The 23,418-nt window shown below is 74.2% G+C and carries 24 protein-coding genes; 18 read left to right on the plus strand and 6 right to left on the minus strand.

What is annotated here, in order from left to right; translation table 11 throughout:
- Window position 1 precedes the first annotated feature (1 nt).
- The 7 genes from BLV02_RS13265 to BLV02_RS13295 are packed head-to-tail and all read left to right on the plus strand — an operon-like array spanning window position 2 to window position 5,947.
- Window positions 2–877, plus strand: a complete 876-nt coding sequence (locus BLV02_RS13265) for an FAD binding domain-containing protein (RefSeq protein WP_069113519.1) — start codon at window positions 2–4, stop codon at window positions 875–877.
- Window positions 874–1,368 (plus strand): (2Fe-2S)-binding protein, encoded by a 495-nt coding sequence (locus tag BLV02_RS13270; protein WP_069113518.1) that lies wholly within the window; start codon window positions 874–876, stop codon window positions 1,366–1,368. The genes BLV02_RS13265 and BLV02_RS13270 overlap by 4 nt, the downstream gene beginning before the upstream one ends.
- Window positions 1,365–3,755: an aerobic carbon-monoxide dehydrogenase large subunit gene (gene cutA, locus BLV02_RS13275; protein WP_069113517.1), complete on the plus strand. Its 2,391-nt coding sequence runs from the start codon at window positions 1,365–1,367 to the stop codon at window positions 3,753–3,755. The genes BLV02_RS13270 and cutA overlap by 4 nt, the downstream gene beginning before the upstream one ends.
- A complete protein-coding gene (locus tag BLV02_RS13280) occupies window positions 3,752–4,357 on the plus strand; it encodes an SRPBCC family protein (protein ID WP_069113516.1) in 606 nt (201 codons plus the stop codon). Before cutA ends, BLV02_RS13280 begins: the two co-directional genes overlap by 4 nt.
- Before the next feature lie 31 nt (window positions 4,358–4,388).
- A complete protein-coding gene (locus BLV02_RS13285) occupies window positions 4,389–4,646 on the plus strand; it encodes a type II toxin-antitoxin system Phd/YefM family antitoxin (protein ID WP_069113515.1) in 258 nt (85 codons plus the stop codon).
- The gene (locus BLV02_RS13290) at window positions 4,643–5,026 is read left to right on the plus strand and encodes a type II toxin-antitoxin system VapC family toxin (RefSeq protein WP_069113514.1); all 384 of its coding nucleotides are present in this window, start codon (window positions 4,643–4,645) and stop codon (window positions 5,024–5,026) included. The genes BLV02_RS13285 and BLV02_RS13290 overlap by 4 nt, the downstream gene beginning before the upstream one ends.
- Before the next feature lie 21 nt (window positions 5,027–5,047).
- Window positions 5,048–5,947, plus strand: a complete 900-nt coding sequence (locus tag BLV02_RS13295; protein ID WP_069113513.1) for a carbon-nitrogen hydrolase family protein — start codon at window positions 5,048–5,050, stop codon at window positions 5,945–5,947.
- On the opposite strand, the gene BLV02_RS13300 is transcribed toward BLV02_RS13295, so the two are convergent.
- The gene (locus tag BLV02_RS13300; RefSeq protein ID WP_069113512.1) at window positions 5,934–6,743 is read right to left on the minus strand and encodes a MerR family transcriptional regulator; all 810 of its coding nucleotides are present in this window, start codon (window positions 6,741–6,743) and stop codon (window positions 5,934–5,936) included. The two genes, BLV02_RS13295 and BLV02_RS13300, sit on opposite strands and share 14 nt — an antisense overlap.
- Before the next feature lie 59 nt (window positions 6,744–6,802).
- Complete coding sequence (locus BLV02_RS13305; protein WP_069113511.1) at window positions 6,803–7,681, minus strand: LLM class flavin-dependent oxidoreductase; 879 nt, start codon at window positions 7,679–7,681, stop codon at window positions 6,803–6,805.
- A gap of 87 nt (window positions 7,682–7,768) precedes the next feature.
- Between BLV02_RS13305 and BLV02_RS13310 the strand changes: the two genes are divergently transcribed.
- From BLV02_RS13310 to BLV02_RS13320, 3 genes are read left to right on the plus strand one after another with little or no spacing between them, the layout of a single operon-like run.
- Complete coding sequence (locus BLV02_RS13310) at window positions 7,769–8,107, plus strand: winged helix-turn-helix transcriptional regulator (RefSeq protein WP_069113583.1); 339 nt, start codon at window positions 7,769–7,771, stop codon at window positions 8,105–8,107.
- 10 nt (window positions 8,108–8,117) lie between these two features.
- Window positions 8,118–9,362 (plus strand): SLC13 family permease, encoded by a 1,245-nt coding sequence (locus BLV02_RS13315; protein ID WP_069113510.1) that lies wholly within the window; start codon window positions 8,118–8,120, stop codon window positions 9,360–9,362.
- 13 nt (window positions 9,363–9,375) lie between these two features.
- A complete protein-coding gene (locus tag BLV02_RS13320; protein ID WP_069113509.1) occupies window positions 9,376–9,906 on the plus strand; it encodes a universal stress protein in 531 nt (176 codons plus the stop codon).
- Here BLV02_RS13320 and BLV02_RS13325 read toward each other — a convergent pair.
- Window positions 9,881–11,068, minus strand: a complete 1,188-nt coding sequence (locus tag BLV02_RS13325; RefSeq protein ID WP_216094425.1) for an MFS transporter — start codon at window positions 11,066–11,068, stop codon at window positions 9,881–9,883. The two genes, BLV02_RS13320 and BLV02_RS13325, sit on opposite strands and share 26 nt — an antisense overlap.
- 67 nt (window positions 11,069–11,135) lie before the next feature.
- Between BLV02_RS13325 and BLV02_RS13330 the strand changes: the two genes are divergently transcribed.
- The 5 genes from BLV02_RS13330 to BLV02_RS13350 all read left to right on the plus strand — a co-directional run bounded on the left by BLV02_RS13330 (window position 11,136) and on the right by BLV02_RS13350 (window position 17,698).
- The gene (locus BLV02_RS13330) at window positions 11,136–12,164 is read left to right on the plus strand and encodes an ArsR/SmtB family transcription factor (RefSeq protein ID WP_069113508.1); all 1,029 of its coding nucleotides are present in this window, start codon (window positions 11,136–11,138) and stop codon (window positions 12,162–12,164) included.
- Entirely contained in the window at window positions 12,161–12,676 is a 516-nt protein-coding gene (locus BLV02_RS13335) for a Uma2 family endonuclease (RefSeq protein ID WP_069113507.1), read from the plus strand. Before BLV02_RS13330 ends, BLV02_RS13335 begins: the two co-directional genes overlap by 4 nt.
- Window positions 12,677–12,732: 56 nt before the next feature.
- Entirely contained in the window at window positions 12,733–14,793 is a 2,061-nt protein-coding gene (locus BLV02_RS13340) for a hydantoinase/oxoprolinase family protein (protein ID WP_069113506.1), read from the plus strand.
- The gene (locus BLV02_RS13345; RefSeq protein WP_069113505.1) at window positions 14,790–16,631 is read left to right on the plus strand and encodes a hydantoinase B/oxoprolinase family protein; all 1,842 of its coding nucleotides are present in this window, start codon (window positions 14,790–14,792) and stop codon (window positions 16,629–16,631) included. The genes BLV02_RS13340 and BLV02_RS13345 overlap by 4 nt, the downstream gene beginning before the upstream one ends.
- A 188-nt stretch (window positions 16,632–16,819) precedes the next feature.
- Window positions 16,820–17,698, plus strand: coding sequence for an MHYT domain-containing protein (locus BLV02_RS13350; protein WP_171906826.1), 879 nt, complete (start codon window positions 16,820–16,822; stop codon window positions 17,696–17,698).
- Here BLV02_RS13350 and BLV02_RS13355 read toward each other — a convergent pair.
- Complete coding sequence (locus tag BLV02_RS13355; protein ID WP_216094424.1) at window positions 17,662–18,396, minus strand: carbonic anhydrase; 735 nt, start codon at window positions 18,394–18,396, stop codon at window positions 17,662–17,664. The two genes, BLV02_RS13350 and BLV02_RS13355, sit on opposite strands and share 37 nt — an antisense overlap.
- Before the next feature lie 24 nt (window positions 18,397–18,420).
- On the opposite strand from BLV02_RS13355, the gene BLV02_RS13360 reads away from it, so the two are divergent.
- The gene (locus tag BLV02_RS13360; protein ID WP_069113580.1) at window positions 18,421–19,596 is read left to right on the plus strand and encodes a CaiB/BaiF CoA transferase family protein; all 1,176 of its coding nucleotides are present in this window, start codon (window positions 18,421–18,423) and stop codon (window positions 19,594–19,596) included.
- 71 nt (window positions 19,597–19,667) lie between these two features.
- Here BLV02_RS13360 and BLV02_RS13365 read toward each other — a convergent pair whose 3' ends face one another.
- Both BLV02_RS13365 and BLV02_RS13370 read right to left on the minus strand, forming a co-directional pair.
- Window positions 19,668–20,138: an NUDIX hydrolase gene (locus BLV02_RS13365; RefSeq protein ID WP_069113503.1), complete on the minus strand. Its 471-nt coding sequence runs from the start codon at window positions 20,136–20,138 to the stop codon at window positions 19,668–19,670.
- A complete protein-coding gene (locus BLV02_RS13370; RefSeq protein WP_069113502.1) occupies window positions 20,135–21,223 on the minus strand; it encodes a M48 family metalloprotease in 1,089 nt (362 codons plus the stop codon). Before BLV02_RS13370 ends, BLV02_RS13365 begins: the two co-directional genes overlap by 4 nt.
- Before the next feature lie 113 nt (window positions 21,224–21,336).
- Between BLV02_RS13370 and BLV02_RS13375 the strand changes: the two genes are divergently transcribed.
- Window positions 21,337–22,302 (plus strand): carbamate kinase, encoded by a 966-nt coding sequence (locus BLV02_RS13375; RefSeq protein WP_069113501.1) that lies wholly within the window; start codon window positions 21,337–21,339, stop codon window positions 22,300–22,302.
- Window positions 22,295–23,401, plus strand: coding sequence for a barbiturase (bar, locus tag BLV02_RS13380; RefSeq protein ID WP_069113500.1), 1,107 nt, complete (start codon window positions 22,295–22,297; stop codon window positions 23,399–23,401). The genes BLV02_RS13375 and bar overlap by 8 nt, the downstream gene beginning before the upstream one ends.
- The last annotated feature ends 17 nt before the right edge of the window (window positions 23,402–23,418 follow it).

Genomic DNA, 23,418 nt, shown 5'->3' on the forward strand with positions numbered 1-23,418 from the left:
GGTGAAGCCAGCGGGGTTCACCTACCACCGGCCGGCCACCGTCGACGACGCCGTCGCGGTCCTGGCCGAGGTGAGCCCTGCCGGCAAGGTGCTGGCCGGCGGCCAGAGCCTGGTGCCGCTGCTGAACATGCGGCTGGCCGCGCCCGAGCACGTCGTCGACATCAACCGGCTGTCCGAGCTGGCCTACGTGCGCGCCGACGGCGCCGCCGTCACGGTCGGCGCGCTGGCCCGGCACGCCGACGTCGAGCGCGACGCCGCCGCCCACGCCGTCCTGCCGCTGCTGCGCGAGACGCTGCGGTACGTCGCGCACCCGACCATCCGCAACCGCGGCACGACGGTGGGCAGCATCGCGCACGCCGACCCGGCCGGCGAGCTGACCGCGGTGCTGGCGCTGCTCGGCGGCACGGTGACGCTGCGCTCCGCGGCCGGTGAGCGCACGGTCGAGGCCGCCGATTTCTTCACCGGACCCATGTCGACCTGCGCCGACGCCGGCGAGTTGGTCACGTCCGTCACGTTCCCGGTGCCGGAGGGCCGCACCGGGGCCGTCTGGACGGAGGTGGCCCGGCGCCACGGTGACTACGCCGTGTGCGGCGCGGGGGTGGAGGTGAGCCTCGACGACGACCTGCGGGTCGCCGGTGCCAGAGCGGCGTACGTCTCGATGGGCCCCGAGCCGGTGCTGCTCGACCTCACCGACGCGGTCGCGGGCTCGACGTACGACGACGCCGGCTGGCCGGCGGCCGGACGACTGGCCGCCGGACGGCTGGAGCCCGACGACGACATCCACGCGACGGCCGCCTACCGCACGCACCTGGCCGAGGTGCTGACGACGCGGGCGCTGCGCGCCGCCGCCCGGCGCGCGGCGGGGGTGGCCGCATGAGCGCCGCCGAGGAGCTGTACGAGGTGACACTGCTGGTCAACGGCGTGCCGCGGTCGGCGACGGTGCCCGCGCGGCGGCTGTTGTCCGACTTCCTGCGCCACGACCTCGAGCTGACCGGCACCCACGTCGGCTGCGAGCACGGCGTCTGCGGCGCCTGCACGGTGCTCGTCGACGGCCGGCCCATCCGGTCGTGCCTGCAGTTCGCCGTCACCGTCGACGGCGCCGAGGTGACGACGGTCGAGGGCTGCGGGCGAGCCGACGGCGAGCTGGGCGCGGTGCAGCAGGCCTTCCGCGACTGCCACGGGCTGCAGTGCGGCTTCTGCACGCCCGGGTTCGTCACCACGATCACCGCCTACCTGGAGGAGAACCCGGCGCCGACGGAGGACGACGCGCGCGAGGCGATCGCCGGCAACCTGTGCCGCTGCACCGGCTACCAGAACATCGTCGCGTCGGTGCTGCGCGCCGCCGAGCTGCGGGCGGAGGAGGCATGACGACGAGGTCGTTCGGCGAGCCGATCGCCCGGCTCGAGGACCCGCGGCTGCTCACCGGGCAGGGCCGGTTCCTCGACGACATCGGGCACGGCGCGCTGGCCGCGGCGTTCGTCCGCAGCCCGCACGCGCACGCCCGCATCGTCGACATCGACGTGTCCGACGCGGTCGGCGTCGACGGCCTGGTCGCCGTCTACACGCACGAGGACCTCGACGGCCGGGCCGGCGAGGCGCTGCCGGTGCTCATCCCGCACGAGACGCTGACGCACGGCCGCACCGGCTTCGCGCTGGCGAAGGACGAGGTCAACCACGTCGGCGAGCCGATCGTCATGGTCGTCGCCGCCGACCGGTACGTCGCCGAGGACGCCTGCGCGCGCATCCGGGTCGAGTACGACTTCCTGCCGCCGGTGGTCGGCATCGAGGCGGCCCGCGCCGCGGACCTGCTCGTCCACGACGACGTCCCCGGCAACGTCGCGGCGCACATGGTGCAGTCCCGCGGCGACGTCGAGGCCGCGCTGGCCGCCGCCCCGAACGTCCTGGACCTGGACCTCGACATCGAGCGCAGCGCGTCCACCCCGCTGGAGGGGAAGGGCGTGCACGCGCGCTGGGACGCCGACGACGCCAGCCTGCGCGTCTACACGTCCACGCAGGCGTCGACGTCCGTGCGGGCGGCGCTGGCCGCGCGGCTGGAGCTGCCGCTGGACCGCGTCGAGGTCATCGCGCCCGACGTCGGCGGCGGGTTCGGCGTGAAGATCGTGCACCCGTGGCCGGAGGAGGTGCTGGTGCCGTGGGCGGCGATCCGGCTCGGCCGCGAGGTCAAGTGGACCGAGGACCGCCGCGAGCACTTCGTCGGCGCCACTCACGAGCGCGGCCAGCTGCAGCACGTCCGGGTCGGCTTCGACGACGACGGCCGGCTGCTCGGCCTCGACGTCACCGTCTGGCACGACAACGGCGCCTACACGCCGTACGGCATCATCGTCCCGATCATCACGACGACGCAGCTGCTCGGGCCGTACAAGCCGGGCGCGTACCGGGCGGAGTTCTTCAGCCTCTACACCAACACCGTGTCCGTGACGCCGTACCGCGGCGCCGGCCGGCCGCAGGGCTGCTTCGCGATGGAGCGCACGATGGACGCCGTCGCCGCCCGCCTGGGGCTGGACCGCACGGTGGTGCGCGAGCGCAACTTCATCCGGCCCGACGAGATGCCCTACGACCACGGCCTGATCTTCCAGGACGGCCGGCCACTGGTGTACGACTCCGGCGACTACCCGGCCACCTTGGAGAAGCTGAAGAAGCTGGTCGGTTGGGAGGAGTTCGCGGCGTTCCGCGACGAGGCGCGGGCGGCCGGGCGGCGGGTCGGCATCGGCATCGCCTGCTACGTCGAGGGCACCGGCGTCGGGCCGTACGAGGGCGGCTGGGTGAAGGTCGAGACCGACGGCTCGGTCGTCGCGGCCACCGGGCTGACCACCCAGGGCCAGGGCCACCGGACGGTGTTCGCGCAGGTCGTGGCGTCGGAGCTGGGCGTCCCGGTCGAGCGGGTGAATGTCACCACCGGCGACACCCGGCGGTTCGGGTACGCCGTCGGCACGTTCGCCTCCCGCGCCGCCGTCATGAGCGGCAACGCGCTGGCCTCGGCCGCGCGGAAGGTGCGCGACAAGGCGCTGCGCATCGCCGGCGAGGCGCTCGAGGCCGACCCGCGCGACCTCGAGATCGTCGACGGCGTCGTCCGCGTCATCGGCTCGCCGTCCGGCGCGCCGGGGGCGTCCATCCCGCTCGCGACCGTCGCCGTCCTGGCCAACCCGCTGCGCTACGCGTTCGACCGCGAGGCCGAGCGGGCCACCCAGTTCGGCGGCCCCGTCGACTACTCCAAGCCGCCGGTCGCCGAGGGCGAGTCGCCCGGCCTGGAGGACACCGGGTTCTACTCGCCGCCGCGCTCGACGTTCGCCAACGGCATGCACGCGGCGATCGTCGAGACCGACCCGGACACCGCCGAGATCACCATCCTGCGTTACTGCGTCGTCCACGACTGCGGCACGCTGATCAACCCGCGCATCGTCGAGGGCCAGATCCATGGCGGTGTCGCCCAGGGCGTCGGGGGAGCGCTGTACGAGCGGATGGTGTACGACGACGCCGGCCAGCTGCTGAACGCGTCGTTCATGGATTTCCTGATGCCGTACTCCACCGAGGTCCCGGTCGTCGAGACCGACCACCTGGAGACGCCGTCGCCGCTGAACCCGCTGGGTGTCAAGGGCGCCGGTGAGGCCGGCGTCATCCCCGGCTCCGCCGTCCTCGCGTCGGCGATCTCCGACGCCGAGGGGTTCGCGATCACCCGGATGCCGATCTCGCCGTCGGACCTGTTCTCCCTCCGTCTCGCACAGGAGTCTCGATGAAGGTGACCGGAACCGCCGTCCTGCACGCTCCGCGGGCCGACGTGTGGAAGGCGCTCAACGACCCGGCCGTCCTGGTGCGGACCATCCCCGGCTGCCAGCGGCTGGAGCCGGCCGGGCCCGACCAGTACCGCATGACGGTGTCGGCCGGCGTCGGGACGATCAAGGGCAGCTACGCGGGTGACGTGCGGCTGCATTCGCAGCAGGAGCCGGCCTCGTTCGTCATGACGGCCTCCGGTGCGGGCGCGCCGGGCACGGTGAGCGCCGACGTCCACGTCACCCTCGCCGACTCCGGCGACGGCTCGACCCGGCTGGACTACGACGCCGACGCCATCGTCGGCGGCATGATCGGCGGGGTCGGGCAGCGCATGCTGGCCGGGGTCGCGAAGAAGACGGCCGGCGAGTTCTTCGCCGCCGTCGACGACGTGCTGATGGGGGTCGCGCCGGCGCCTGCCGCTGCGACCCAGCAGGCCCCGGGCGTGTACGAGGCCCCGCCCCGGGTCGCCGCGCCCGGCGACTTCACCCGCGGCATCCTGGTCGGCGCCGCGGTCGCCCTCGCCGGCGTCGCCCTCGGCGGCTGGCTGTCCGGCCGGGCGCGGCCGTGACGAACTAAGCTAACTTAGCTAAGCTGAGTCCATGGGAGAGCCAGCAGCAGCGCAGTTCAACATCCACGAGGCGAAGACCCAGCTGTCGCGGATCATCGAGCGCGTCGAGCGCGGCGAGCAGGTCGTCATCAGCCGGGCCGGTGTCCCCGTGGCGAAAGTCGTGCCGTTCCCGGCGAAGGCGCGGCGCCGGCAGCGGGGCTCGCTGGCCGGCCAGGTCACGATGGCCGCCGACTGGGACTCCGACGACGTCAACGCCACCATCGCCGACGACTTCGGGTCGCGGCCGTGACACGTACGCGGCTGTTGCTCGACACCCACGTCGTCCTGTGGTGGCTGACGGACGACGCCGAGCTGTCGGACGAGCTGAAGGAGACCATCGACGAGGAGCTCGAGGTCTTCGTCAGTTCTGCCACCGCCTGGGAGGTCGCGATCAAGCAGCGACTGGGCAAGCTGTCCGCGCCGGTCGACCTGGCCGAGGAGATCCTGCGCAGCGACCTGCGGCAGTTGCCGATCGGCTTCGAGCACGCGATCGAGGCCGGGCGGCTGCCCCTGCACCATCGTGACCCGTTCGACCGCATGCTGGTCGCGCAGGCACGGCTCGAACGCCTGACGCTGGTCACGCGCGATTCGGCCATCAACGACTACGACGTCCAGGTCGTGAAGGCCTAGGCGCTGAAGGAGGCGAAGAGCATGCGGGCGTTCACCGCAGCCGCGGTCCAGGTGCGGCCGCTGGCCGAGCCGCTGACCACGCAGAGCGTCAAGGCGAACGTCGAGCACGCGCTCGACTACGTGGAGCGGTGCGCCGGCGACACCGGTGCGGAGCTGATCGTGCTGCCCGAGTCGGTGACCACCGGGTTCACCCCGGCGATGCCGGCCGCGGAGCTGTGGGACCTCGTCACGGAGGTGCCGGGCGCGCTGGCCGAGCCGTTCCAGGAGGCGGCCCGGCGGCTCGGCGTGCACCTGGCGTGGGGGACGTACGAGCGCGGCGCCGGGCCCGGCGTCGTCCACAACTCGGCGGTGCTGGCCGGCCCGGACGGCGAGATCGCCGGGGTCTACCGCAAGACGCACCCGTTCTGCACCGAGCTGGCGTCGCGCGGCGGGTGGGTGACGCCGGGCGACGACGTGTGCGTGGTCGAGACGCCGCTCGGGAAGATCGGCATGATCATCTGCTTCGACGGCGACTATCCGGAGCTGTCGCGCATCACCGCCGTCCGGGGCGCCGAGGTCATCCTGCGGCCGTCCGCGCTGCTGCGCTCGGCCGACCTGTGGGAGCTGACCAACCGGGCCCGCGCCTACGACAACCACGTGTACGTGGTGGGCGCCAACGCGACGGGGACGGACCCGGCCGGCGTGCTCTACTTCGGCAACTCGATGATCGTCACCCCGATCGCCGAGGTGGTCGCGCGGGCGGCCAGCCACGAGTGCTGGGTGTCGGCGCGGCTGGACCCCGACGCGGCGTTGCGCTCGCTCACGCCGGGCTCCAGCATCGGCCAGGGCTTCGACCACCTCGCCGACCGCAACCTCGAGCTGATCCGGCGGCACACCGACGAGCTGACCCGCCCGGCCACCAGCCCGTTCAGCCGCGGCTGACCGGCCAGACGATCTCCGTCTCGAGCTTCGACGGGTCGCTGACCTGCGACGGGTCGTTGAGGTAGACGTCGTACGGCGCGCCGTTGAAGGCCAGCCCCTGTGCGCCGATCCACGCCTCGACCTCGCGGTAGGCCAGGCCGAGCTCCTCGTACGGGCCGGTGTGCCGGGTGACGGCGGCGAGGCCGCCGGGCGCGCGGTGCAGGCTGAAGCCGTCGGGCGCCGCGGACAGCCCGGCCACCGGCACGCACGCCTCGATCGTCCACGTGTCGTCGGCCAGTTCGAGGTACACCAGGCGCGGCGGGCCGTCGGGCCGCCCGCTCGCCGCCTGGATGGCGGCGTACAGCCGGTGGTAGGCGACGGAGCTGGTCTCGGCCAGCGTGTCGAGCGTCGCCGGGTACGTGGTGCCGAGCACCTCGGCGGGCGCGGTGTCGCGGGTGCTGATCTGGTAAGCCATGACGGCTCCCTTCCGGATGAAGGTCTCGACACGGTCGAGCATGTGCCGATGACGGTCGATGCGCCGCTCGAGCACCCGCCGGTAGTCGTCGAGGAGGTCGCGGACGCGGTCCGGGTCGGACTCGGCCAGCACCTCCCGGATCGACGACAGCGGCATGTCGAGCGAGCGCAGGGTGCCGATGACCCGAGCCGTCGCCGCCTGCTCCGGCGCGTAGTACCGATAGCCGGTGTCGGGGTCGACGTAGGCGGGGCGCAGCAGGCCGGTGTCGTCGTACACCCGCAGCGCCTTGATGCTCAGCCACGTCAGCCGGGAGAACCGGCCGATCGGCAGCAGCTCGTCCATCGTCACCTCCTCTCACGGAACGGAGCCTGGAGTCTTCCCCTGGGGACGAGTCAAGCACCTCAGCGCAGCTTGGGGACGACCTCCAGCGCGAGCCGCTCGAACCGGTCCACGTCGGCGGGCAGCGGCCAGCCGAGGACGAACTCGGTGAAGCCGGCCGGCGCGTACCGGTCGACCAGCTCCTCCAGCCCGGCCGGGCCGGACAGTGCGTCGGTGCCGGCCCAGAGCAGCACCGACCTGCGGATGGCGGACGGGTCGCGGCCGGCGGCCACGGCGAACTCGTCGACCCGGCGGCTCCAGTCCGCGGCCAGGGCGACGTTCTCGTCGAGGCTCGCGTCCGGGCGGCCGTTCGTGTTCCAGACGTCGGCCCGCTCGGCCGCCACCCGCAGCACGGTGGGCGCCTGCCCGCCGACGATCAGCGGCGGACGCGGCCGCTGCGCCGCGGGCGGGCCGGTGGGGAGGTCGCGGACGGTGTACCAGTCGCCCTCGAACGTGTACGGGCCGCCGCCGGCGCGCAGCACCTCGTCGAGGACGCGGACGTACTCGGGGTAGCGCGCCACCCGCTCCTTCACCGTCCATGGCGTGGTGCCGGTGGCGTGGTGGTCGACGTCCATGATGCCGGCGCCGATGCCCAGCTCCAGCCGCCCGCCGGACAGCTGGTCGACGGTGAGCGCCTCCTTCGCCAGCACGGCGGGCGCCCGCAGGATCGGGTTGCTGACCAGCGTGCCGACCCGCACGGTGGACGTCGTCAGGGCGGCGGCGGTGGTCATGGTCCAGCCGTCCAGCCAGGGCGGCTCGGTGGCGAAGATGTTGCCGATGTGGTCGGGCAGGAACAGCTGGTCGAAGCCGAGCTGCTCGACCCGGCGGAACCGGTCGAGCAGCGTGGGCGCGTCGGCGTCGGGCAGAACGAGAACGCCGAAGCGGCGGGGGTGCGTCGTCATGTCTCCGATCGTCGGCGCACACTTGCCGATGATCAAGTACTGACTATATTGTCAGGTACCCACTATTCGGTAAGTATGGAGCGCGCGATGGCCCGGAACCGGCCCTACACCTGCGGACTCGACGCCGCCATCGACGTCGTCGGCGGCAAGTGGAAGGCGACCATGCTCTGGACGCTGGAGGACCAGGGGCCGCTGCGCTTCGGTGAACTGCGCCGGCGCATCCCCGGCGTCACCGAGAAGATGCTGGTCCAGCAGCTGCGCGAGCTCGAGGCCGACGGCCTGGTGCACCGCGAGGCCTACCACCAGGTGCCGCCGAAGGTGGAGTACTCACTGACCGACTACGGCCGCACGCTCGAACTGGCGCTGCGGCCGCTGGGGGAGTGGGGGCACCAGAACATGGCCCGCATCGAGGCGACCCACGCCTGACCCCGCGAGCATCCCCACGGCGGAGGTCGTCTCCGCCGCGGCGCTGCTGCTCGTGCTGGCCGCCGCCGTCGTGCGCCCGTTCGGCTGGCCGGAGGCGGCGGTCGCGGTGCCCGCGGCGGCGCTCGTGGTCGCGACCGGAGCGATCTCGCTCGACCACCTCCGTGCCGAGACCGACCGGCTGGGCGACGTCGTCGTGTTCCTGGCGGCGGTGCTGGTGCTGGCCCAGCTCTGCGACGACGACGGGCTGTTCCGCGCCTGCGGGGCGTGGCTGGCCCGGGGCACGGCCGCCCGCCCTCGCCGGCTGCTGGGCGGGGTGTTCGTGGCCGCCTCGGCGATCACCGTCGTGCTCAGCCTCGACGCCACCGTCGTGCTGCTGACCCCGGTGGTGTTCGCCACCGCGGCGCGGCTCGGGATGCGGCCGCGGCCGCACCTGTACGCCTGCACCCACCTGTCGAACACGGCGTCGCTGCTGCTGCCGGTCTCGAACCTGACCAACCTGCTCGCGTTCGCGGTCAGCGGGCTGACGTTCGCCCGGTTCGCGGCGCTGATGGCGCTGCCGTGGCTGGTGGCGGTCGCGGTGGAGTACCTGGTGTTCCGGCGCTTCTTCGGCACCGACCTCGACGCCGCGCCTCCGCCCGTCGTGGCCGGGGACACGCCCGAGCTGCCGGTGTTCACGCTGGTGACGCTCGCCGCCACGCTGGCCGGGTTCGTGCTGACGTCCGCGCTCGGCATCGGACCGGCCTGGGCGGCGTGGGCGGGCGCGCTGGTGCTCGCCGTCCGCGCCCTGGTCCGGCGCCGTACGACGTGGAGGCGGCTGCTGCGGTCGCTGTCGCTGCCGTTCCTGGCCTTCGTGCTGGCCCTGGGCATCGTGGTGCGGGCGGTCGTCGACAACGGGCTCGGGACGGCGCTGGGTGCGCTGGTCCCGTCCGGCACCGGCCTGCTCGCCCTGCTGGGCGTCGCGGTGCTGGCGGCGGTCCTGGCCAACGTGATCAACAACCTGCCGGCGGTCCTGGTGCTGCTGCCGCTGACCGTGCCGTCCGGTCCGGGCGCCGTGCTGGCGGTGCTGATCGGGGTCAACATCGGCCCGAACCTCACCTACGCTGGGTCCCTGGCCACCCTGCTGTGGCGGCGCGTCGTGCACGCCCACGACACCGAGGTGAGCCTGCGAGAGTTCACCACACTCGGCCTCGCCACCGTGCCCGCGTGCCTCGTCGCCACGGTGCTCGCGCTGTGGGTGTCACTGGCCGTGGCCTGAGGAGGCGGAGCCGATGCGCGTCGTGGTCTGGGTGGTCGAGGGCACCTGGCCGGCCTGCGTCGACGCCGCCCGTGTCTACGCGCCGCCGGACGCGGAGCCGGTGCTGCTGCACGTCACGCCGGCCGACCTGTCCGGCGCCGCGCACGGCGCGTTCGCGGGCCTGCTCGGACGCGGCCGGGCCGACCTCGACCCGGGCAGCCGGCTGGAGGACCTCGCGGCCCGCTCCGCGCAGCGGCTGCTGGCTGCCGCGGCACAGCGGCTGGGCCGGCCGTGCACCCGGGTGGCGCGCACCGGCCGGGTGGAGCAGGAGGTGGTGATGGCCGCCGGCGGCGCCGGCCTGCTGGTCCTGGCCCGCGACGGCGACCTGGCCCACCTCGGCCCGCACAGCCTCGGACCCGCCAGCCGGTTCGTCGTCGACCACGCCCCGTGCCCCGTCCTGCTGGTCTGGCCGGAAGCCGCGCCCGGCGCCGGCACGCTGCCACCCCCGCCACCACCCCCGCCGCACCCGCCCGGTCGCCCTAGTCGCGGTCGCGGAAGGCGCTGAGCAGCGCCGGCAGCGCGACCAGCAGCGCGATCAGCCGGATCGCGCCGGCCAGCGGGTACGGCGCGCGCAGCCCGAACGCGTGCGCGACGACGCCGCTGAGCAGGGCGCCGGCGGGGATCAGGCCCCAGCCGACGAGGCGGTGGACGCCCATGACACGGCCGAGCAGGTCCGGCGGCACCAGCCGCTGCCGCAGGCCGATGCCGACCAGGTTCCAGAGCGTCACGCCCAGGCCGGTGGCCGCCAGCAGCGACCCGAGCACGACGGCGCCCGGCGCGAGCCCGATGGCGGCCACGGCGACGGCGTTGACGGCGAGGGCGGCGAGCAGGACCGTCCGGTCGCCGAGCCCGCGCAGCAGCCACGGCCCGGCCACCCCGCCGGCCAGCGACCCGGCCGCCGCCGTCGCCAGCAGCAGGCCGAATCCGCGCGTCGACACCCCCAGCTCCGACGTCGCCAGCAGCACCAGCGTGGCGTTGCCGAGCTGGAAGCAGAACGTGTTGACGGCGGCCAGCAGCGTCAGCGTCCGCAACAGCCGGTGCGCCGCCAGCCAGCGCAGCCCGGCCGCGATCTCCGCCCGCAGCGACGACGCAGCGCGCGGCGCGGCCGTGTCCCGTGGCGCCCGCAGGGTCGCCAGCAGCGCCGCCGCCACCGTCAGGACCACCGCGTCGGCCCCGAACGGCAGCCCGGCGGCGACGGCGAACAGCAGGCTGCCCAGCGGCGGCCCGGCGAACTGCTGCCCGATGACGGCGATGGTCTGCTGGTAGCCGTTGGCCGACGGCAGCCGCTCCGGCGTGACCAGCGATGGCAGCAGCGCCTGCGCCGCCGTCCCCGTCACCACCTGACAGGCGCCCAGCCCGAACGCCAGCGCCGCCAGTCCGGCCACGCCCAGCCGGCCGGACGCCACCAGCACGGAGGCCGCCGCCGCGAGCGCTGCCTGCGCCGCGACCCCGCGCGTCAGCAGGGCGGCCCGGTCGTGCCGGTCGACCAGCGCGCCGGCGGGCAGCGAGAACAGCAGCCACGGCAGGTAGGTGGCCGCGGCGACGACGGAGACCAGCCGCGGGTCGCGGGTCAGCGTCGCCGCCAGCAGCGGCACGGCCGCCGCGAACACGCCGTCGCCGGCGGTGGTGAGGCTGGTGGCGGCGGCGAAGCGGCGGTAGCGGGACACGACGGCGATGGTCGCGGCGGGCGGTCGCGGTCGCGCACCCTGTAGCGCTCTGCTACATAGTGGGACCATGGCACTGACTGTCGAGCTGGGCGTCGACGAGCTCGCCGCCACCCGGTTCGCGGTGTCGGCGCTGTCCGAGACGGTGGCCGCGCTGCAGCAACTGGCCGGGCACGACCGCCAGGCCGTGCACGAGCGTTGGCTGCGCTGGGCCCGCGCCGAGCTCGCGGACGCGCCGCTGTCGCTGCCGCTGACCTGGCCGCTGCTGTTCAACGACACCCCCGGCTGGCCGGAGTTCCTGGTCCCGGCGCCGGCCGGGCCGGGCGGCGACATCGACGACGACCTCGCGGTGCTGTGCCGCACACCGCCGGAGAGCGTGCGGGCGAACCTGCGGCGGCGCTTCGGAGCGACGCCGCCGGCCGCCGTCGCGGACCTCGCCGCGCATCCGGAGCAGGGACTGGCCGAGCTGGCCGCCGAGCTGTGCGCCGCCCACGACCGCCTGATCGCGCCGCACTGGCCGCGCCTGCGCGCCGTCCTCGAGGCCGACGTCGCGTACCGGGCCCGGCGGCTGGCCCGCGGGGGAGCGGCCGCACTCTTCGCCGGCCTGCACCCGGACCTGAGCTGGCGCGACGGCCGGCTGCGCCTCGGCGGCGACCGCTGGCGCGAGGACTCCGCCGTCGACCGCGGTCCGGGCGGCCTGGTGCTCATGCCGGTGGCGCTGGGGTCGGCGTACGTGCTGATCAAGCGGCGCACGTCGACCCAGACCACGGTGCGCTACCCGGCCCGCGGTGTCGGCGCGCTGTGGAGCGTGCGGCTCGGCGCGCGGCCGTCCGGCGCCACTGTCCGGCTGCTCGGCCGGGCCCGCGCCGACCTCCTCGACGCGCTGCGCTTGCCCGCGTCGACCACCGACCTCGCCCGCGGCCTCGGCGTCACGCCCAGCGCCGTCGGCCAGCACCTGCGGGTGCTGCGCGAGAACGGGCTGGTGGCGGGCGAGCGGCACGGCCGGTCCGTCCTCTACCGCACGACGGCGCTCGGCGCGGCGCTGGCGGGCTCCCCGTATGCTGATGAGGAGGCGGTCGGTAAGGAGGTGCGCTCATGAAGACGCTGGAGCTGCCCGACGTCGTCGAGTGGACCCCCGAGGTGCTGGAGCGGTTGTCGCCGGAGTTCCGGTACGAGGTACGGGAAGGAAATCTTGTCGTGATGGCCGCGGCCATGCGTCCCTGGCATGCGGACGTCCAGTCCCGGGTACGGAACCTCCTGGTGGACCGGGGCGGCCCCACCTACATCGAGCAGGGCGTGATCCTGCCCGACGGCGAGATCCGCACCTGCGATGTCGGCGTCTTCGCCCGTCCTCCCTCCGGGAAGAGCGCTTACCATCCCGCCGCTGACTTCGCCCTTCTGGTCGAGGTGGTCTCCGACGGATCGCGCCGGGAAGACCGAGAGGTCAAGCCGCGCCTCTATGCCGCCGCAGGGGTGCCGGAATATTGGCGCATCGAGGAAGACACCGACGGCGAGGCGGTCGTCTACCAGTATCGGCTGGCTCGTCTGACCGACGGCCCGGCCACGTACGTCGAGACCCGCGTGACGACGCTCACCACACTCGAGAGCTGACGCTTGGCACCAGTTGCCGACGCCGGGGCCGGCGAGCCGCCGGTTGAATCGACCGCATGCCCCTGATCCGTATCGGCATCGACACCGGCGGCACGTTCACCGACGTCGTCGCCGTCGACGAGGAGACCGGCCGGCAGGCGAGCACGAAGACGCCGTCGACGCCGGCCGACCCGGCCGAGGGGTTCATGGCCGGTGTGCACAAGATCCTGGCGCTGCTCGACGCGCGCGGCGAGGATGTCGCCGCCGTCGTGCACGGCACCACGGTCGCGACGAACCGGCTGCTGGAGGGGAAGGTCGGCGACCTCGGCTTCGTCACGACCGAGGGGTACGCGCACGTGCTGGAGATCGCCCGGCAGTCGGTGCCGGACGGCTACGGCAACAGCTACTTCTGGGTGAAGCCGCCGCGCATCGTCCCGGCCGACCTCGTCCGCGCCGTCGGCGGGCGGCTGGCCTTCGACGGCGGCGAACTCCGGCCGTTCAGCGAGCCCGACGCCGTCGCCGCCGCCCGGTTCTTCCGCGACCGCGGCATCACCGCCATCGGCGTCTGCTTCCTGCACTCCTACGCCAACCCGGAGCACGAGCTGCGCATGCGCGACGTGCTCGCGCGGGAGCACCCGGACGCCGTCGTGTCCATCTCGGCGGAGGTGCTGCGGGAGTACCGCGAGTACGAGCGCAGCGTGACGACGCTGGTCGACGCCGCGGTGAAGCCGAGCATCGCCCGTTACGTCGGCACCATCGCGGCCCGCCTCGCCGAGGTCGCCGCGGACGTCCCGTTCTACGTGATGAAGTCCAACGGCGGCGTGCTGTCGGCCGACGAGGTGGCCCGGCAGCCGATCTCGACGGTGCTGTCCGGCCCGGCGGCAGGCGCGCTCGGCGCCGCGGTGGTCGCCGGGGCGGCCGGCTTCGGCAGCGTCCTCACCCTCGACGGCGGCGGCACCTCCACCGACGTCGCGGTCGTCGTCGACGGGCACCCGGCGCTGACGACGGAGGGCAGTGTCGGCGCCTACCCGAGCAAGATCCCGATGATCGACGTCGTCACCGTCGGCGCCGGCGGCGGGTCGGTGGCCTGGCTCAGTCCGGAGGGGACGCTCAAGGTCGGGCCGCGCTCGGCCGGCGCCGACCCCGGCCCGCTCTGCTACGGCGCGGGCGGCACCGAGCCGACCGTCACCGACGCGCACCTGCTGCTCGGCCGCATCCCGCCGCACCTGCTCGGCGGCGAGATCCCGCTGGACGTCGCGGCCGCGCGGGACGGCATCGCGGCGCTGGCCGCGTCGCTCGGGCTGAGCCCCGAACGCTGCGCCGAGGGGATCCTGGAGATCTCCGCGTGGAACCAGGCCAACGCGCTACGCCAGATCACCGTCACCCGCGGGCTGGACGTCCGCGACTTCCACCTGGTCAGCTTCGGCGGGTCCGGGTCGCTGCTGGCCTGCCGGCTGGTGGACGTGCTCGGCCTGGCCGGCGTGCTGGTGCCGCCCGACCCCGGCAACCTGTCCGCGTACGGGCTGCTCACCGTCGACGTGCGCAACGACTACGTGCGCACGGCGGTCGCCCGGCACGCCGTGCTCGACCCGGACGCCGTCGGCGCGACCTTCGCGGAGCTCGCCGCGGAAGCGGACGCCGCGTTGAAACGGGAGGGCTTCGCCGCGGGACAGCGGCGGTTCCTGCGCACGGCCGACCTGCGCTACTTCGGCCAGGCCTACGAGGTGCGCGTCGACGTGCCGGACGGGCCGGTGACGGCGGCGCTCGCCGACACCGTCGCCGCCGCGTTCCACGCCGCGCACCGGCGGCTCTACGGCTACGACTTCGCCGGCGACGCCCGCCAGGAGGTCGAGTGGGTGAACCTGCGGGTGACGGGGGTGGGGCCGATCGCGCGGCCCGCGCTGCGCTCCGCCGGGCCCGGCCGCGGCGCGGCGCCGCGCACCACCCGCCGCGTCGACTTCGGCGCCGGCTGGACCGACACCCCGATCCACGACCGCGCCGCGCTGGGCGCCGGCGACACCGTCACCGGGCCGGCCGTCGTCGAGGAGTTCGGCTCCACCGTCCCGGTCCACCCGGGCTTCCGCGCCGTCGTCGACGCGCACGCGAACCTGCTGATCACCCGGGAGGACGCCCCGTGAGTGCCGACCCGATCCTGGTCGAGATCGTCGAGGGCTACCTGACGTCGGTCGAGAAGGAGGTCGAGACCGCCATCGGGCGCACGTCGCGCTCGCCGATGATCCGCGACGCGCACGACTACCGCGCCGGCATCCACGACCGGCGGCTGCGCAAGCTGACCGGCCGCTCGTACTCGGCGCTGGTGCACCCGGTGGTCCGCGACTACCCGATCGAGACGATGCGGCCGGGCGACGTGTTCTTCCACAACGACGTGTACCTCTCCGAGGGCGGCATCGGGCACCTGCCCGACCTGTGCGTCACGGCCCCCGTCTTCCACGACGGTGAGGTCGTCGCGTTCGTCCAGGCGTTCGGGCACCACGACGACATCGGCGGCACCGTCCCCGGCTCGATGCCGTCGCATGCCACCAGCGTGTTCGAGGAGGGCCTGATGGTCCCGCCGATCAGGCTGTGGGACCAGGGCGTGCCGAACGAGGCGGCGCTGAAGATCATGACCCGCAACTCGCGGATGCCCGAGTCGCTGGCCGCCGACCTCGACGCCGAGTGCGCCGCCTGCCTCATGGGGGCGCGGCGGCTGGCCGAGCTGTTCCAGCGCTACGGCCGGGCCGACGTGGAAGCGTGCTTCGACGCGATCCTGGACAAGACGACCGAGACGTTCCGCCGCGAGATCCTGGCGAAGATCCCGGCCGGGACCTACGTCTGGGAGGACTACGCCGAGCACGACGGCGTCGACGAGCCTCGCCTGCACACGCAGCGGATCACCCTCACCAAGCTGGACGACCGGCTGGTCATCGACTTCGCCGGCACCGGCCCGCAGGCGAAGGGCCCGATCAACCACGCGGCCGACTACGCCGACGGCGCGTTCCTGAAGAAGTGGCTGGCGCCGATCTTGCGCAACCTCGCCGACTCGCCGGAGCGGATGGCCGAACTGGAGGTCAACGAGGGCGTCGTCCCGCTGATCGAACTGCGCTTCCCGCCGCCCGGCACGCTGCTGACCCCGGTGTTCCCGGCGCCGACGAACGCGCGGACGTTCGTCATCCTGCGGCTGCTCGGGGTGCTGGCCGGCGTGCTGGCGAAGGCGGTCGACGGGCGGATGCCGGCCGACCAGGAGACCATCCGGTACACCGGCGTCTACGGCGACGACCTCGACGGGCGGCCGTACCTCATGCGCGAGGTGCTGGGCGGCGGGTCGGGCGGGCGGTACTACGCCGACGGCGAGGACACCATCCACGTCGTGCCCGACTCGCGGAACCTGCCGACCGAGTTCAGCGAGTCGCGGTTCCCGTTCGTCGTGGAGACGCTGGGCCTGGCGCTGGACTCCGGCGGACCGGGCCGGTACCGCGGCGGGCTCGGCTACGAGAAGCAGCTGCGGATGCTGCGCGACGCGCACTTCATGTCCATCGCGGACCGGTCCATCCTGTCCTGCTGGGGGGTTGCGGGTGGGCGGGCCGGGCGGCCGTTCTCGGTGACGATCGACCCGGGCGGGCCGGGGGAGCGCGAGGTGGACGCGCTGGCCGACGCCGAGCCGGTGCGGGCCGGCGAGGTGATCCGCATCCGCACGACCGGCGGCGGAGGCTGGGGCGACCCGCTGGAGCGTCCGGTCGACGAGGTGCTGCGCGACGTGCGCTGGCGGAAGGTGTCGGCCGACGGCGCGCGGGCCGACTACGGGGTCGTCCTGCTGCCCGGGTCCGCGGACGACCCGGTGGCCGACGAGGCGGCGACGTCGTCGTTGCGGGCGTCGCTGCGGGCGTCGCGGACCGGTGACGAGCCGTTCTTCGACCGCGGTCCCGGCTACGCCCGGCTGGCCGGCGGGGCCACGTCCGCGGCCGTCGATCACCTCTGATCGGTGAATCCGGACAAATCCGGTATTGACGGCAGTGCGGTCGATCGCACATGCTCCCTTTTGTGGTGTCCGCGAGACGCTACGACATGGGTATTCATCCGGGGGGCTGAATCTTGTCGTCGACGAGCCACGTCGATCATTTCACGCATGGTCTGACCACGCCCGCGATCGGTTACGCCGTCATGGTCATGGCGGCCGTGATCGGGCTGATGTGCACCGTTCGCGCCCGCGACGCGACCGGTCACGCGAAGCGGAACTGGCTGATCACCGGGGCTGGATCGCTGGCCGCCGGGATCTGGACGCTGCACTTCATCGCAATGCTGGGATTCCGCGTTTCCGGCAGTCCGATCCGCTACAACGTATCGCTCACCTTGATCAGTTTGATCGTCGCGTTCCTCGTCGTCGGCGGGGGCGTGCTGATGGTGGGTTACGGGAAAGATCGAAATCGCGCTCTGATCTTCGGCGGACTCGGCACCGGAATCGGCGTCGCGGCGATGCATTACACCGGTATGGCGTCGGTGCGCATCGACGGAGCCATCGCGTACGGGCCGGCGCTGGTGGTGGCGTCGCTGGCGATCGCCGTCGCGGCCGCGACCGCCGCCCTGTGGCTGGCGTTCACCGTCCGCTCGCTCTGGGGCGCCCTGGCCGCAGCGCTGGTCATGGGCATCGCGGTGAGCAGCATGCACTACACCGGCATGGCTTCGGTGTCGGCCAAGCTTGCCGCCGACCCGGGCACGGTCGCCGGCGCGACGGCGGGGGAGTTCGTGGTGCCGCTGACGATCGGCCTGGGCGCGCTGCTGCTGGCCGGGTTCACGGTCATCGCGGTGTCGCCGGTCGAGCTGGGCGAGCCCGACGACGACGATGACGACGAGCCGCCGGCCGAGGAGAACCTGTTCGCACCGCCCCGCCGGCCGGCGGCGCCGGAGCCGGGCCGCCCGCCGGCGCCGGTCCGGCGCGCGGACCAGACCCGGCCGCTGCCGCAGCGCCGGCGCCCGGACGGCGAGCCCGCGAAGGGCGACCCGCCGGTCGTTCAGAGCTGGCTGACCCGGCCGGACTCGAGGTCGTAGACGCCGGTGACGACGGCGGTGCGGCCGGCCGCGACCGCCGCGCGGACGACCGGCGACGTGTCCGACAGCGCCGCCGCCGCGCTGCGGGCCTGCGCCTCGACACAGTCGGCGAGGTAGGCGGCGTCGTCGGCGGAGGTGGTGACGCCGCGCACGACCGGCTCGATCGCCTGCACCAGCGCCGCGATCGAGCCGTCCGGCGCCGGGCCGCCGCGCACGACGTCGACGGTGGCCTGCACGGCGCCGCACCCGGCGTGCCCGAGCACCACGACCAGCGGCACGGCGACGTGCTCGACGGCGTACTCGACGCTGCCGACGACGGCGTCGTCGAGGACCTCGCCGGCCGAGCGGACGGTGAACAGGTCGCCCAGGCCCTGGTCGAACACCAGCTCCGGCGCGACCCGCGAGTCGGCGCAGCTGAGCACGCAGGCGATCGGGTGCTGCCCGGCGACCAGCGACTCGCGGTACGGCTCGTCCTCGTGCGGGTGCCTCGGCGCGCCCGTCGCGAACCGCTCGTTGCCCGCCGCGAGCGCCGCCCAGGCCTCGTCCGCGCTGGTGGGGGACGGTTCCGGGAGCGGCGACGGCGCGGCGGCGGGTGCGCCGGACCCGGACCCGCAGCCGGCGAGACCCGTGAGCGTCAGACCGGCGAGACCGAACAGGCCGAGGGCACCGCGCCGGGACAGCCGGCCGTCGTCGAACACGGTCGCTCAGCGTAGTCTGTGACGATGTCCGACACGCAGGAGTTCGCCGATGCCGGACCGCTGGCCGGCTACGTCGTCGTCGACCTCACCCGGGCGCTGGCCGGGCCGCACGCGGGCATGATGCTCGGCGACCTCGGCGCCCGCGTCATCAAGGTCGAGGCGCCCGGGCACGGCGACGAGTCGCGCACCTGGGGCCCGCCGTTCCTCGGCCCCGACGACCAGCCGGTGTCGTCGTACTTCCTGTCCGCCAACCGCAACAAGGAGTCCGTCACCGCCGACCTCAAGTCGCCGGAGGGCAAGGACCTCCTCGTCCGGCTGGTCGAGCGGGCCGACGTGCTCCTCGAGAACTTCCGCACCGGCGTCCTCGACCGTCTCGGCTTCTCCGTCGAGCGGCTGCACGAGCTCAACCCCCGCCTCGTCGTGCTGTCCATCTCCGGGTTCGGACCCGACGGTCCCGAGGCGGGCCGGGCCGGCTACGACCAGATCGCGCAGGGCGAGGCCGGCATCATGAGCATCACCGGCGAGCCCGGCCGGCCCACCAAGGTCGGCGTGCCCATCGGTGACCTCCTGGCCGGCATGTACGGCGTGTCCGGCCTGCTCGCGGCGCTGCTCGAGCGCGAGCGCACCGGCCGCGGCCGGGTCGTGCGCACGTCGCTGCTGTCGGCGCTGGTGGGGGTGCACGCGTTCCAGGGCACCCGGTGGACGGTGGCCGGCGAGGTGCCGCAGGCCATCGGCAACCACCACCCGTCCATCGCGCCGTACGGGCTGTTCAACGCCTCCGACGGCGCCCTGCAGGTCGCCGTCGGCAACGACGCGTCGTGGCGCGCTTTCGCCGCCGTCGTCGGCCTCGACCCGGCCGAGCCGCGGTTCGCCACCAACCCGCTGCGGGTGCGCCACCGCGACGACCTGGTCGCCGAGATCGAGAAGGCGTTCGCCGCCCACCCCCGCGACCACTGGCTCGCCCGGCTGGCCGAGGCGGGCGTCGCCAGCGGCAAGGTCCGCACCATCGACGAGGTGTACGACTGGGAGCAGACCCGCTCGCAGGGCCTGCTCATCGACGTCGAGCACCCGCTGCTGGGCACCGTCCAGCTCCCCGGACCCGCCCTCCGCTTCGACGACGCGCCCCCGAGGCGCCACGCCGCCCCGCCGCTGCTCGGCCAGCACGACGAGTCCGTCCGCGCCTGGCTCGACGAGGACTAGCCCCGCGGCGTGGTTGGCGGTTTGGTGGCGCCAGGGCCCCACCAAACCGCCAACCATCCCGCTCCGCCCGTTCAGTGCTGGATCAGCCCGCCGACCGGTACGGGATCGACGTGGCCGGTGGGTGGGACGATCCGGGCCAGCGCCAGCCCGACGTCGACGAGCGACGACCGGCGCCGGGTCGCGACCTCGGGGATCGGCGTCCACACCGATTCGGGGACGTCGCCGTTCGGCTCGGGCCGCGGCTCGCCGCCGGTGATGCGGACCCGGTAGAAGACGCCGACGTTCTGGTGCTCGATCCCGCGGACGGCCTCGGCGGCCGGAATGACCCGTGAGTCGACGCCGAGCAGCCGCTCGACCACGGCGTCGTAGCCGGTCTCTTCGGCGACCTCGCGGATCACGGCGTCGAACGGATCCTCGCCCTGCTCGACGCCGCCGCCCGGGAGCGTCCAGTGGGGCGTGGTGGCCGACGACGGCGCGTGCCGGGCGAGCAGCACCTTCCCGTCGTCGACGCACACCGCGTAGGCGGCCAGCCGGCGGCTCATCGGCCGAGGTCGCGGGAGAGGGCGGCCAGCCGGTCGAGGCGGGCGGCGAGCGGCGGGTGGCTGGCCATCATGCGGTCGAGCAGCCGGGAGAACGCGTCGGTGCCGGTGTCCTCGGCGTCCTTCGGCAGCGCGACGATCGTCATCGAGGCCATCGTCCGCAGGTCGCGCAGGTCCTTCGCCGGGATGGCCGGGCCGCCGGCCTCCAGGGCGGTGAGGGCGGCCGCCAGGGCGGCCGGCTGGCCGGTGAGCTCGGCCGCGCCACGGTCGGCGGCCAGTTCGCGGTAGCGGCCCAGCCGGGCGATGATCCCCGCCGCCGGCAGCGCGAGGATCAGCATCGGCGGCAGCAGCACCAGCCCGAGGCCGAGGAGCAGCAGGAAGACGGCCGCCCGCGCCAGCACCAGCAGCGGCAGGACGGCCGCCGCCAGCAACAGCGGCACGTCCGGGCGGGGCGGCGGCATCGGGAAGTCGTCGTCCTCGGTGGCCGGCTTCCACGCCCGCCCGCACCAGCGCGCCGCCCGGCACAGCGGCACCTCCAGCGCCATGATCGGCGCCAGCACCGCCATCGGGGCCAGTGCCAGCGACGTCGACAGCGCCAGCGCGACGGTCATGGCGGCGGCGTCGCGGTGGGCGATGTGGGCCAGCTCGTGCGCCAGCACCGCGTCGAGCCGCTCGTCGTCGGAGCGGTCCAGCAGTCCGCGGGTGACGGCTACGGTCGGCTTGCGGCCGGGCAGCCGCAGCGCGATCGCGTTCGGCCAGGCCACGTCGATGACCTTGAGCTTCGGCCGGTCCATGGCGGCCAGCGCGCAGAGCCGGTCGACGGCGGCGAGGAGGCGGTGGTCGGCGACGGGATCGGGGTCGGCCACCGGCAGCCGGCGCGGCAGCACCGTCCCGCCCTCGATGGCGTAGACGAGGGCGCCGCCGGCCAGCGGGGCGAACAGCGCGAGCCACCACGGCCAGCCGGCCAGCCACTGGACCAGCAGCCCGAGCAGCGTCGCGTACCCGAACGCGAGCAGCAGGACCAGCAGCCACGTCTCGGCGATGCGCAACGTCAGCCTGGTGTCCGGCGGGAAGCCGGTACCGGCCATGGGAACCTCCGGGATCGAACGGGACCGTGACGGCACATCATGCCGAACCCGCTGGGTCGATTGGGCGAACGTCACCGTCGTGGCGGGGCGTTCGCGGTCCGTAGGCTCGGCGCGTGCGGGTGCTGATCGCGCTGGGCGGCAACGCCATGACGGCGGCGGACGGGAGGGCGCGGCCGGGCGACCAGATCGCCGCGGTCACCGTCGCCATGGAGCCGGTCGCCGATCTGGTGGCCGCCGGCTACGACGTCGTGCTGACCCACGGCAACGGACCGCAGGTGGGCAACCTGCTGGTCAAGAACGAGCTGGCGGCGAGCGTGGTGCCGCCGGTGCCGCTGGACTGGTGCGGCGCGCAGACCCAGGGGACCATCGGGTTCATCGTCATCGACGCGCTCGAGCGTGCGCTGGCCGCGCGTGGCGTGCGCCGCCGGGTGGCCGCCGTCGTCACCCGGACGTTGGTCGACGCCACCGACCCGGGGTTCGCGCGGCCGACCAAGCCGATCGGCCGGTACCTGCCGCGCGACGAGGCCGCCGTGCTGATCGACCACGGCGAGACCTGGGAGGACCGCGGCGAGCGCGGCTGGCGGCGGGTCGTCGCCAGCCCGGAGCCGCTGGAGGTGCTGGACGCGCCGGCCGCGGCCGCGCTGCTGGCCGCCGGGTTCGTCGTGGTCGCCAACGGGGGCGGCGGCATCCCCGTGGTCCGCGAGCCGGACGGCGCGGTGCGCGGTGTCGAGGCGGTCATCGACAAGGACCTGGGCGCGGCGCTGCTCGGCCACGCGCTCGGCGCGGAGGCGCTGGTCATCGCGACCGACGTCGACGGCGCCGTGCTCGGCTTCGGCACCCCGCACCAGCGCCCGGTCGGCACCGTCGACGTCGCCACCCTGCGCGGGTACGCCGCAGAGGGGCACTTCGCGTCCGGGAGCATGGGGCCGAAGGTGGAGGCGGCCTGCCGGTTCGTCGAGCGGGGCGGCAAGCGCGCCGTCATCACCTCGCTGGGCCGCATCGCCGACGCGGTCCGCGACCACGCCGGAACGACCGTACTGCCAGCAGACATCACACGAGAGGTGGCCGGGCATGCCTGAGCCGATCGAGGTCCGCAAAGTGCCGATCACGCACGTCAGCGACGCCTCCGGGCTCGCCGAGCTGATCGACGCCGGGGTCGTGGAGGCCGACCGCGTCATCGCCGTCGTCGGGAAGACCGAGGGCAACGGCGGGGTCAACGACTACACGCGGATCATCGCCGACCGCGCCTTCCGCGAGGTGCTGGTCGGCCGCGGCACCCGCACGCCGGAGGAGGTCAAGCAGGTCCCGATCGTGTGGTCCGGCGGCACCGACGGCGTGCTCAGCCCGCACGCGACGGTGTTCGCGACGCTCCCGCCGGAGTCGGCGCCGGCGACGGACGAGCCGCGGCTGAGCGTCGGCTTCGCGATGAGCGAGCCGATCCTGCCCGAGGAGATCGGCCGCCGCGGCATGATCGAGAAGGTCGCCGCCGCCGTCCGCGTCGGCATGCAGCGGGCCGGCATCACCGACCCCGCCGACGTCCACTACGTGCAGACGAAGACGCCGCTGCTGACCATCCACACCATCCGCGACGCGAAGGCTCGCGGCAAGGACGTGTGGACCGAGAACACGCACGAGTCGATGGACCTCTCCAACGGCTGCACCGGCCTCGGGGTGGCGGTCGCGCTGGGCGAGATCGCGATGCCCGGCGACGACGCCGTCCTGCACGACCGCACGCTGTACTCGTCGGTCGCGTCGTGCTCCTCCGGCGTCGAGCTGGACCAGGCGCAGGTCGTCGTCGTGGGCAACGTGCGCGGGGTCGGCGGGCGGTACCGCATCGGGCACGCCGTCATGCGCGACGCCATCGACGCCGACGGCATCTGGGACGCCATCCGCGACGCCGGGCTGAAGCTGCCGGACCGCCCGCACCCGGACGACCTCGACGGCCGGCTGGTCAACGTGTTCCTCAAGTGCGAGGTCAGCCAGGACGGCGTGGTGCGCGGGCGCCGCAACGCCATGCTGGACGACTCCGACGTGCACTGGCACCGCCAGATCAAGGCCGCCGTCGGCGGCGTCACGGCGTCCGTGACCGGCGACCCGGCCGCGTTCGTCTCGGTCTCCGCCGCCCACCAGGGCCCGGACGGCGGCGGCCCGGTCGCCGCGATCGTCGACCTGGGGTAGCCGGTAGGCTCGGCGAC

The organism is Jiangella alba (genome assembly GCF_900106035.1).
GTDB lineage: Bacteria > Actinomycetota > Actinomycetes > Jiangellales > Jiangellaceae > Jiangella > Jiangella alba.